This window comes from Flavobacterium sp. (assembly GCF_040402835.1).
In the GTDB taxonomy this organism is placed as follows: domain Bacteria; phylum Bacteroidota; class Bacteroidia; order Flavobacteriales; family Flavobacteriaceae; genus Flavobacterium.
The window spans coordinates 17,259-28,230 of the sequence record NZ_JBBALW010000031.1; the positions used below are offsets into that span (position 1 = coordinate 17,259).

10 protein-coding genes are annotated in these 10,972 nt (G+C 33.0%); 5 read left to right on the forward strand and 5 right to left on the reverse strand.

Annotated elements, in window-relative coordinates; genetic code table 11:
* Positions 1-113: 113 nt before the first annotated feature.
* The 3 genes from dnaA (at position 114) to AC9UEH_RS09990 (ending at position 2,789) form a co-directional block, all read left to right on the forward strand.
* The gene (gene dnaA, locus AC9UEH_RS09980; protein WP_509531312.1) at positions 114-1,541 is read left to right on the forward strand and encodes a chromosomal replication initiator protein DnaA; all 1,428 of its coding nucleotides are present in this window, start codon (positions 114-116) and stop codon (positions 1,539-1,541) included.
* Positions 1,542-2,009 carry a low molecular weight protein-tyrosine-phosphatase gene (locus AC9UEH_RS09985; RefSeq protein ID WP_509531314.1) on the forward strand — a complete coding sequence of 156 codons (468 nt, stop codon included), beginning with the start codon at positions 1,542-1,544 and terminating at the stop codon, positions 2,007-2,009. It abuts the gene before it with no gap.
* A 63-nt stretch (positions 2,010-2,072) separates the two neighbouring features.
* Positions 2,073-2,789 carry an SAM-dependent methyltransferase gene (locus AC9UEH_RS09990; protein ID WP_509531332.1) on the forward strand — a complete coding sequence of 239 codons (717 nt, stop codon included), beginning with the start codon at positions 2,073-2,075 and terminating at the stop codon, positions 2,787-2,789.
* 40 nt (positions 2,790-2,829) lie between these two features.
* On the opposite strand, the gene AC9UEH_RS09995 is transcribed toward AC9UEH_RS09990, so the two are convergent.
* The 4 genes from AC9UEH_RS09995 to dapF form a co-directional block, all read right to left on the reverse strand.
* The gene (locus AC9UEH_RS09995) at positions 2,830-3,465 is read right to left on the reverse strand and encodes a peptidoglycan-binding protein LysM (RefSeq protein WP_509531316.1); all 636 of its coding nucleotides are present in this window, start codon (positions 3,463-3,465) and stop codon (positions 2,830-2,832) included.
* A gap of 256 nt (positions 3,466-3,721) precedes the next feature.
* Positions 3,722-4,762, reverse strand: coding sequence for an endolytic transglycosylase MltG (gene mltG / locus AC9UEH_RS10000; protein WP_509531318.1), 1,041 nt, complete (start codon positions 4,760-4,762; stop codon positions 3,722-3,724).
* Between the two features lie 10 nt (positions 4,763-4,772).
* The gene (locus AC9UEH_RS10005; protein ID WP_509531320.1) at positions 4,773-5,306 is read right to left on the reverse strand and encodes a GNAT family N-acetyltransferase; all 534 of its coding nucleotides are present in this window, start codon (positions 5,304-5,306) and stop codon (positions 4,773-4,775) included.
* 12 nt (positions 5,307-5,318) lie between these two features.
* Positions 5,319-6,101, reverse strand: a complete 783-nt coding sequence (dapF, locus tag AC9UEH_RS10010; protein ID WP_509531334.1) for a diaminopimelate epimerase — start codon at positions 6,099-6,101, stop codon at positions 5,319-5,321.
* 125 nt (positions 6,102-6,226) lie between these two features.
* Here dapF and AC9UEH_RS10015 point away from each other — a divergent pair, with 125 nt between their 5' ends.
* Both AC9UEH_RS10015 and AC9UEH_RS10020 read left to right on the forward strand, forming a co-directional pair.
* The gene (locus tag AC9UEH_RS10015; protein ID WP_509531322.1) at positions 6,227-7,627 is read left to right on the forward strand and encodes a trypsin-like peptidase domain-containing protein; all 1,401 of its coding nucleotides are present in this window, start codon (positions 6,227-6,229) and stop codon (positions 7,625-7,627) included.
* 142 nt (positions 7,628-7,769) lie between these two features.
* Positions 7,770-9,212, forward strand: coding sequence for a glyceraldehyde-3-phosphate dehydrogenase (locus AC9UEH_RS10020; RefSeq protein WP_509531324.1), 1,443 nt, complete (start codon positions 7,770-7,772; stop codon positions 9,210-9,212).
* 132 nt (positions 9,213-9,344) lie between these two features.
* Here AC9UEH_RS10020 and AC9UEH_RS10025 read toward each other — a convergent pair whose 3' ends face one another.
* The gene (locus AC9UEH_RS10025) at positions 9,345-10,757 is read right to left on the reverse strand and encodes an APC family permease (protein ID WP_509531326.1); all 1,413 of its coding nucleotides are present in this window, start codon (positions 10,755-10,757) and stop codon (positions 9,345-9,347) included.
* Positions 10,758-10,972: the final 215 nt, after the last annotated feature.

Here is a 10,972-nt window from a genome sequence, read left to right on the forward strand (position 1 = left end):
TCAATAATAATTTTTTTTTAACGATTTATTATCACATATTTGTATTCCGAAAAAATCAATTCCTCTTCTGTTTTTTTGGCAACTATTTAAAAAACTTTAACTTTTATATAACTATGAGCAAAACTGCGGAATCAGTCTGGGAAAATTGTCTCTTATTCATTAAAGACAATATTCAAGATCAAGCTTTCAAAACTTGGTTTGAACCAATTAAATCAGTAGAATTAACTGATAATGCTCTGTATATACAAGTTCCGAGTAAATTTTTCTACGAATGGTTAGAAGAACACTATGTGAAATTATTAAAAGTTGCGCTAACCAAAGAACTTGGGGAAAATGCAAAGTTACTCTATAAAATCAAAATGGAGAACACTTATGGCAACAAACAACCATTTATGGAACAATTGCCTAGCGCACACAGGAGCCCCATGAAAGCTCAAGAAGTTGATACTCAGTTTAAAAACTTAAATCCAGAATTAAAAAATCCTTTTGTAATTCCAGGTATTAGAAACTTAAAAATAGAATCGCAGTTAAATGCAAATTATAGTTTTGACAACTTTTTAGAAGGAGATTCCAATAGACTTGCTCGATCTGCAGGTATGGCTGTAGCAAATAAACCAGGAGGCACTTCATTTAATCCATTATTAATTTTTGGTGGTGTTGGAATGGGTAAAACACATTTAGCCCACGCAATTGGTGTTGAAATCAAAGATAAATATCCTGAAAAAACAGTATTATATATTTCTGCCGAAATTTTCACGCAACAATATATAGATTCTGTGAAGAAAAATAACAGAAATGATTTTATACATTTTTATCAGTTAATTGATGTTCTCATAATTGATGATGTACAATTTCTATCAGGTAAAACAGGAACTCAAGATGTGTTTTTTCATATCTTCAATTATTTACACCAAAACGGGAAACAGGTTATTTTAACTTCAGATAAGGCACCGGTTGATATGCAAGATATTGAACAACGTTTGTTATCTCGTTTCAAATGGGGACTTTCTGCAGAATTGCACCAGCCCGATTACGAAACAAGAATTTCAATATTGAAAAATATTTTATACCGTGACGGCGTAGTAATTCCGGAAGAAATTATCGAATATGTGGCCAAGCATATAAAATCGAATGTTAGGGAATTAGAGGGAGCAATAATTTCGTTGATTGCACAATCGTCATTTAATAAAAAAGATATTACTTTAGATTTAGCAAAACAGGTTGTTGAGAAATTTGTTAAAAATGTAAAACGTGAAGTTTCAATTGATTATATTCAAAAAACAGTTTCGGATTATTTCCAATTAGATTTAGAAACTTTACAGTCAAAAACCAGAAAACGTCATGTTGTTCAAGCTAGACAATTAGCTATGTTTTTTGCAAAAAAGTTCACAAAAGCATCTTTAGCTAATATTGGTTCTCAAATTGGAGATCGCGATCACGCTACGGTTTTGCACGCCTGTAAAACGGTTGATAATTTAGTTTCAACAGACAAACAATTCAAAAAATATATGGAAGATATTCATAAAAAATTATCTTTATAAATGCCCATACGAATTTTAGTGGTTTGTTTAGGAAATATATGTCGGTCGCCAATTGCAGAAGGATTATTATCGTCAAAACTTCCTAAAGCTACTTTTATTGTTGATTCTTGTGGAACAGAAAATTGGCATATTGGAAAACAACCTGACTTACGTTCTGTGTCAATTTCAGAAAAAAACGGTTTAGATATTTCAAATCAAAAATGTCGTCAAATTGAATCAGCTGACTTAGATGTTTTTGATTATATTTATGTAATGGACGCCAGTAATTATTGTGATGTTGTCGCATTATCTAAAAACGATACCCAAAAAAACAAAGTGGTTTTAATTCTGAATGAGCAATTTCCAAATGAAAATAGGGATGTACCAGACCCCTATTTTGGTGATGAAAATGGTTTTGAGTTAGTTTATAAAATGCTTGATGAAACTTGTGAAATCATTGCAAAAAAACTAATTAAAAAGCATTCTTAAAATAATTAATCCTATTCTAAATACTTACTATTTCTTTAATTATACAGATATTTTATGAAACCAATGTCGCTTTTTGGTAAATTATTCCTTATTCCAACAACATTAGGGGAAACTGAAAATCCATTTGATGTTTTGCCTCAAACCATAAAAAGAAGCATTGAATTGATTGATTATTATATTGTTGAGAACGAAAAAACAGCACGTAAATTCATAAAAAGTGTATCTCCCGAAAAAGTTCAATCCTCATTAAAATTAAGTGCATTAAACAAACACACTCAAACATCAGAACATTCTGAAATGATTCAAGCGTGTTTAGAAGGTAAAAATGTTGGGCTAATGTCAGAGGCTGGTTGCCCTGGAGTTGCAGATCCTGGTGCTGTAATTGTCAAATTAGCACACGAAAAAGGGATTCAAGTAGTGCCATTAGTTGGACCTTCTTCCATATTATTAGCTATAATGGCTTCTGGAATGAACGGACAAAGTTTTGCATTTAATGGTTATATTCCTATTGATGCATCAGAAAAAAAAGCAGCACTTAAGGGACTAGAAAAATTATCAATAGATAAAAACCAATCACAAATTTTCATTGAAACTCCTTATAGAAATAACAAAATGCTTGAAGATATTTTGAATGCATTGCATCCTGAAACTCATCTTTGTATTGCCGCAGATATTACATTACCAACAGAATATATCAAAACTATGCGAGTTGTAAATTGGAAAAAGGAAAAAGTTGATTTACATAATCGCCCAACAATATTCATCATTCATAAAATGTAAGCCAAAAAAAACACGTTATTAAAGTGGTTTCTGATTTAAACTATTTTACTTTAGCCTTTTTATTGGCTTTAATTCCAGTAGTTTCATAACCACCAAAATCTTTCATATATGATTTTACCGAAGCTCCATTTTCATCCCTACATTTCCGAGTTCCATTTGATTTAAGAAATCGCTTTACAGAACCTACACCACCTAAATGGGCAGCAGCAAGTATTCCAGACTCGGTAACACGAACACCGCCAACAATTTCACCATCATATTGTACAATCTCGTCTTTTAACTCCCATTTATTTTTAGCAAGTAGGGCAACGAATGCTTTTTCTTGCATTTTAGGACTGTTTAAAAAAGTTAAACTGTCAAAAATACCAATAGTTTTTAGGGTTTCAGCACCAAATTGATACTTTCCCATATAACCAATTCCGTTAATTTTTTTGTATTTCCCTTGGGATTCTTTGAAGGCAATCGCTTCTTTGTAACCTATAAAAAACTTTCCTGTAAATGGAACTTTTCTATTAATGTAATCATTGTGTCTCAAGGAAGGCAATGAATAATAAGTCATATCATTAGCATCGAGGTGAAACCAGTCGTATTTTTCAAATTTTATGGATTTAAAACCTGAGCTAATAAAAGCTACAATACCGACCAAACAAGCATAAAAAAAGAATTTCTTTAACATATATTAGTTTTCTTCTTAACGATGTTTCTAATTATAAACAACTAATACTAATTAGCTTTTGGGTTTATAAAACATCAATACTGTATTTTAAATTAATAAATCATAAGATGATTTTAAATTAAGAAACAGTACTATTTAAGAAATTTCTACAATACAAATATACATAAAAAATAATAAAACTGATTATCAAGCAGTTAAAATTATATAGATAGCATTTAATGAAAAATTTTTTGAAAATAATTTGAAGTTAAAAAAATTACTTTTTAGCGATTTGCTGGTCCAACCATTCCACATATTTTTTTCTGTTTGCGGCATGTTGGTTTAAATCCGATGCGAATTCGTGATAACCAAATTTTGAAACACTGGCACAAAAATAAATATAATTATTTTTTTCTGGATTTAATACAGCTTCAATGGCTGTTATGTCAGGCATAGCTATTGGCCCGGGGGGCAATCCTAAGTAGAAATAGGTATTGTAAGGGGAATTAATTTTTAAATCATTGAAATAGACTCTTTTGATAATCGTGTCAAAATTTGACAATTGCTTTTTCTTAGCAAAAATAACGGTTGGATCGGCTTGAAGTGGCATTCCCAACTTTAATCGATTCAAATAAACACGGGCAACTCTTGGTCTTTCGTTTTTTTTTACGGTTTCTTTATGCACAATTGAAGCCAAAGTCATCACTTGAACTGGCGTTAATCCTAACTTTAACGCTTTTGAAGTTCTTTCTGTATTCCAAAATTTGCGGTATTCTTTAATCATTTTATCACGGAATTTATCCGCTTTGGTGTTCCAATATAACTCATACGTGTTTGGCAAACAAATACTTATAACATTATCTTCCGTAAAACCATTTTCTTTCAAGAAAGTAGAATCTTTGAATATTTTCATCAATGAAATACTGTCCGCTTCAATTTGAGAACCAACTCTTCCAACAACATTTTCCAAACGCTCTTGATTATTAAATGCTAATTTTACAGGAACATTTTGACGCAAAGTAGAAACCAATTCAAAGCTATTCATTCCTTTTTTGAATAAAAAACGACCCGATTTCACATTATCAATGTACGATCTTTTGGATGCTACCATTTCAAAACGTTCCATATTTTCAATAAATGGACTGATTATTTTTTTCACATCGTCATAAGTCGCATCCGATGGAATAGGAACAAAAAATTCGTTTTCGTTAAATTTCGTATTTTCTGAAAATATATCTCTGTACAATTTGATACCGTAAATTAATAATGCAGCTATCAAAACAACTGAAACTATTGATATTATTTTTTTTAAATTCAAAACGTATAATTTAAAATTGATTATTTATTAATTGGAATAAAGTCTCGTCTTTGTATTTTCCATTCACCAAATTCCATTCTTTTTTTGTTCCAATATTCTGGAAACCAAATTTAGTAAAAAGACTTAAACTTGCTTCATTTTCTGTAGAAATATTTGCAAACAATTGATGTAAGTTCAAATGCACAAAAGTATATTGTATCAATAATTCTAATGCTTCAGAACCAAAACCTTGACTTCTATTTTCATTATCTTTTATGAGAATCCCTATTCCTGCACGATTATTTTTTGGATCAAATTCAAAAATATCTATCAAACCAATGGCGCAATCATCATCAAAAGTACAAATTGACAAACGCAATTGCTTGGCTTCATAAATATCCTGATTGGCATTTTCAAGATATTGACGAATCAAAAACCTACTGTAGGGCGTTTGTGTGTGACTCACTTCCCAAACTGATTCATCATTTTCAACCGCATAAACAAACTCTAAATCGTTTGGTTCGAGCGCTCGCAAATAGACATTTTTCCCTTTTAAAGTTATCAATTGAGTTGTAATTTAAATATTAATTTTTCCTTCAAAGACAAATGTTGCAGGTCCTTTTAGAAAAACATTCGTGAATTTCCCATCATTATTATCGAAAAAAACTTCTAGTTTTCCTCCTCCAACATTAATTTTAATTCCATTTGAAGTTGTTTTTCCGATGAATTTCATTGCAATTGCAACAGCGGTAGCACCAGTTCCACAAGATAATGTTTCATCTTCCACTCCCCTTTCGTAGGTTCGAATCGAAAAAGTATCTGAATTTATTTGCTCTACAAAATTCACATTAGCTCCAGCATTTCCATACAAATCACCGTAACGAATTGCAGCTCCTTTTTCTTTTAAATTCAGATGAATTAAATCAGAAACCAATTGAACATGATGTGGTGAACCCGTATCTAAAAAAATATAATCCTTTGAATTGTTTACCGAATCTACGTTTTTCATTTGCAAAGAAACATTTCCGTTTTCAGAAATTGTACCATAATGCATCCCGTCAATTGCCATAAAAGTTGCTGATTTATCAATAATCTGTAACTTATTGGCGAAAGCTATCAAACATCTTCCTCCATTTCCACACATCGTACTTTGATTTCCATCGGAATTAAAATAGACCATTTTGAAATCGGAATTGGCATCATTTTCTAATAAAATCAAACCGTCGCCACCAATGCCAAATCGTCTGTCACACAAATGCGCAATCAGTTTGATGTTGTCTTTTGGAAAAATCTCGTTCCGATTATCAATCATCACAAAATCGTTGCCCGTTCCTTCGTATTTATAAAAGTTGATTTCCATATTTAATTGCATTACTACAAAAGTACAAACTATTAATGAAAAGTTAATCATTGTTAAACGGGCGTTAAACTCTTTTTTTTGAAACTAATACTTTTTTAATTTTACTCAAAAGAAAATAATTTACTATGAAAAATTTCACAAATCTATTTTTAGTAGCATTGTTGAGCGGTGTTACAACTCTTGGAGCCTACAAATTATTATTTGATAGTAACGGCTATTTTTCTAAAGATAGAAATTCGATTGTTACGCTTGCTCCAAATAATTACGAAAAAACCATTGGATTGTCATCCGAAGCTGTCGATTTTACTGAAGCTGCCGAAAAAGCAGTACACACGGTAGTTCACGTGAAAAATGTTTCTTATACTTCCATTTCAAATCCAATGATGGAGTTTTTTTATGGCTATAAAGGCGCACAACAACAAGAACAAATTGGCACTGGTTCGGGTGTAATTATTTCTGAGGACGGTTATATTGTGACTAATAATCACGTGGTAAAAGACGCATCAGAAATAGAAATTACACTAAATAATAAAAAATCGTTCAAAGCAAAATTGGTTGGAACCGATTCTAAAATGGACATTGCTTTACTGAAAATTGACACCGAAGATAAATTACCCTATTCTACTTTTGCAGATTCAGACGTTGTGAAAGTGGGAGAATGGGTTTTAGCAGTTGGAAATCCATATAATCTTACTTCAACGGTTACAGCGGGGATTGTTTCGGCAAAAGCTAGAAATTTGGATACTACTGGTATTCAGTCCTTTATACAAACTGATGCCGCTGTAAATCCCGGAAATAGTGGTGGAGCTTTGGTAAATACCCGTGGAGAATTAATCGGAATTAATACGATGATTTCATCTCAAACAGGCTCTTATGTTGGGTATTCATTTGCCATTCCATCGAATATTACTCGCAAAATAATTGAAGACATTATGGAATTTGGTAATGTTCAACGAGGAATTCTTGGTGTTGAAGGTGGCGAATTAAACAGTTCGGCTTCTAAAGAATTGGGTGTGAAAGAAACAGAAGGTTTTTATATAAAAAGAGTTAATAAAAATTCTGGTGCTGAAAAATCAGGATTGACTAAAGGTGATATTATCGTACAATTAGATGCACAAAAAATCTCGTCTTTTGCAGAATTAAACGGCTACATCAGCACCAAAAGACCAAATGACAAGGTTCAAGTTACCTTTATTAGAAATGAAAAAACAATGACTGTTCCCGTTACTTTATCGAAAAGTGATGTCATAAGTACGCAATTCAAAGGTTTGGATTTGGAAAATATTAATGCTTCTGACAAGAAAAAATACAGAATTAATTATGGTGTAAAAATCAAAGATATTAACAATGAAAAATTAAGTGCTTACGCAAATGACTTGAAAGGCGGAATTATTTTGAGTATTGGAAATGTGAAAGCGGTTGACGTTGAAACGGTATCAAAAGCACTTTCAAATTTAGATGAAAATCAAACCGTTCAGATAGAAATGTTGACGGTAAACGGACAAGTAATTCGATTGATATTATAAAAAAGTCATCTTACGAATTACTTTTCAAAAGTCGATTTTAATTAATCGGCTTTTTTTATAAAAATAATAAAAAAAACAGTTACGAAATCGATTGAAATGGGTACTTTTGCAAAAAAATTAATACAATTCAATTCAAGTAGTTATGACAATTTCATACGAAAAAGAGGTCGCTTTTCAAGCTAATCGAAGAAGAGCAGGCGTAGAATTCATCAAAATAATCAGTGATTTATGGTATGACAAATCCATCGAAATGGTGCTTTTTAGAAATCAATTGATAGATAAAAACGTGAGTGAAATTATCAATCTTCATGAATATGCAGGAGAATTTGTTGGCAAACCAATTTCCATTTTTGACTCTGTAGAAATTGCAAAAGCCATTTTATCATTGGATTTACCACCGTCAAAATTAGATATTGGAAAACTAACATTCGAATACCATTCCAAAGAAAATAAATCAAATAATGCGAAAGCATTTGTTATCGACAAATTAAAAAATGCTAAAAATTCAGAAGAAATAAGTTCCAAAGATGTCGTTTTATATGGTTTCGGAAGAATTGGTCGTTTGTTAGCAAGAGAATTAATGTCGAAAATGGGAAAAGGTGAACAATTGCGATTGAGAGCTATTGTAACTCGTGATAAAAACGACGCTGTTTCTCTTGAAAAAAGAGCTTCTTTATTGCGTTATGACTCTATTCACGGAGATTTTATGGGTTCAGTCGTTGCCGATGTAAAAAACAACGCCTTGATAATTAACGGAACAACCGTTCACGTAATTACGGCAAATGGCCCTGAAGAAATTGATTACACAAAATATGGAATTAATGACGCTTTAATCATTGATAACACGGGTGCATTTACAACTGAAGAAGCACTTCGTCGTCATTTATCTTCAAAAGGAGCGCACAAAGTTTTGTTGACAGCTCCTGGAAAAGGTGTTCCAAACATTGTTCACGGCGTAAATCAAAACGAATACAATCCAGACGAAATTGATATTTTCTCTGCCGCATCGTGTACCACCAACGCAATTACACCAATTTTAAAAGTCGTTGAAGATACGTTAGGAGTTGTAAAAGGACATTTAGAAACCATTCACGCCTATACCAACGACCAGAATTTAGTGGATAATATGCACAAAAAATACCGTCGTGGAAGAGCCGCAGCTTTGAATATGGTAATCACAGAAACGGGCGCTGGAACTGCTGTTGCAAAAGCATTACCAAGCCTTGCAGGAAAATTAACTTCCAACGCCATTCGCGTTCCTGTTCCAAATGGCTCATTGGTAATTTTGAATTTAGAAATCAAAAAAGCAACTTCTATTGCCAAGATTAATGCTATAATGAAAAAATATGCATTGGAAGGTGAATTGGTAGAACAGATAAAATATTCGTTAAATAATGAGTTGGTTTCTTCTGATATTGTAGGGACATCAGCACCATCAATTTATGATAGCAATGCTACAATTGTTTCAGCAGATGGAAAAAATATCGTGCTTTACATTTGGTATGACAATGAATACGGCTACAGCCACCAAGTAATTCGATTGGCAAAATATATTGCTAAAGTAAGACGATTTACTTATTATTAGTGGTCTATGATGGTTGTTGGTTGATAGTTGATAGATACAAAAAATCCGTTTCGGTTTAAATGAAACGGATTTTTTGCTACTTCTACAACATATAACTTTTAACTAATAACTAATGACTAATAACTAATAACCTTAAACCTCTTCCTTTTTCGTAAAATAGTAAATAGGAATTCCAATTAGCATTATCAAAACGCCCCAACCACACGTACTCGTTTTTGTAAATAGTAATGCCACACAAATTGCGGTTGCAATAATAAGATACAACATCGGTAGAAATGGGTAACCAAAAGCTTTGTAAGGTCTTTCGGCATCGGGCATTTTCTTGCGAAGGATGAATATTCCATATATAGTGAGGATATAAAAAATCAAAACGATAATCACTACAAAGTCTAATAAATCACCGTATTTTCCAGTTAAACACAAGGCAGAAGCCCAAAAACATTGCGCCCACAAAGACCATGAAGGCACACTTGATGCATTTAAAACCGCTGCTTTTTTGAAAAATAATCCGTCTTTTGCCATCGTATAATACACGCGAGCACCAGCCATTATCAAACCATTGTTGCACGCAAAAGTTGAAATCATAATCATCACGGCGATGATTAAGGTACCAATTTCCCCAAAAATACTTTGCGAAGCTACTACGGCAACCCTGTCTGATTCGGCAGTTGCAATTCCTTGAAGCGGCACAACAGCCAAATACATCAAGTTTGCCAAAATATAAATCACACTTACAATTAGCGTTCCCAAAAACAAACTCAATCCTACATTTCGCTTTGGATTTTTAATTTCACCTGCAATAAAAGTCACGCCATTCCAAGCATCACTCGAAAAAATAGAACCTACCAAAGCTGCCGAAACCGCAGTTACCAATGCCATTCCACCAATTGGGATCCAAGACCCAGACTCTTTCACAAACGATTTTGTTGCCCAAGCATCCGCCCAGTTTGCATTCCAAATCTCGACTTTTGCGCCCAAGGCAAATCCAAAAATGATCAATCCTAAAAGCGATAAAATCTTGATAATTGTCAAAACCGTTTGCATAATTTTACTGTTTTTAACCCCACGACTGTTAATGTACGTCAGTAAAACAATAGTAACAATAGAGACGATTTGAGCCGCATGAAGTTGAAAATTCCCAAGCTCATAGATAACATTTTTTTCGCTCAAAGGCGGATATAAATAGGCTGCAAATTTAGAAAATGCCACACCCACGGCAGCAATTGTCCCCGTTTGAATTACAGCAAAAAAGCTCCAACCGTATAAAAATCCAATCAATTTTCCGTAGGCTTCTTTCAGATAAACATACTGACCGCCCGCTTTGGGAAACATGGCACTCAACTCGCCATAACTCACCGCAGCCACAATAGTCAGCAAAGCCGTGAGCACCCAAATCGCAATTAGCCACCCAGCAGAACCCACTTGGCGCACCATATCCGAGCTCACAATAAATATCCCCGAGCCAATCATGGAGCCCACAACCAGCATCGTTCCATCTAACAAACCTAATTCTCTCTTAAAATCTTCTGGACTATTTTCTTGCATACTATTAGTTTTTGGTTTGGTTAAAGATAGCTTTTTTTTTGAATTAGACACAAAAACGTAAAAAATTGGCACTATTATTTTCATCAAAAGTTTCATTTGGGCGCGCCCTAGTTTAGAACGTCATTGCGAAGTAGGAAGCCATTCGTAAACTCGGTCAGGTCGTCAAACTGTCTAATAACCTCTCTTCTTCCTGTTAATACATTTGTATTAAAAAA

Bases quoted from the DNA above. Each gene is read 5' to 3' on its own strand.
- dnaA (WP_509531312.1), top strand. From the start codon at position 114: ATGAGCAAAACTGCGGAATCAGTCTGGGAAAATTGTCTCTTATTCATT.
- AC9UEH_RS09985 (WP_509531314.1), top strand. From the start codon at position 1,542: ATGCCCATACGAATTTTAGTGGTTTGTTTAGGAAATATATGTCGGTCG.
- AC9UEH_RS09990 (WP_509531332.1), top strand. From the start codon at position 2,073: ATGTCGCTTTTTGGTAAATTATTCCTTATTCCAACAACATTAGGGGAA.
- AC9UEH_RS09995 (WP_509531316.1), bottom strand. From the start codon at position 3,465: ATGTTAAAGAAATTCTTTTTTTATGCTTGTTTGGTCGGTATTGTAGCT.
- dapF (WP_509531334.1), bottom strand. From the start codon at position 6,101: ATGGAAATCAACTTTTATAAATACGAAGGAACGGGCAACGATTTTGTG.
- AC9UEH_RS10015 (WP_509531322.1), top strand. From the start codon at position 6,227: ATGAAAAATTTCACAAATCTATTTTTAGTAGCATTGTTGAGCGGTGTT.
- AC9UEH_RS10020 (WP_509531324.1), top strand. From the start codon at position 7,770: ATGACAATTTCATACGAAAAAGAGGTCGCTTTTCAAGCTAATCGAAGA.
- AC9UEH_RS10025 (WP_509531326.1), bottom strand. From the start codon at position 10,757: ATGCAAGAAAATAGTCCAGAAGATTTTAAGAGAGAATTAGGTTTGTTA.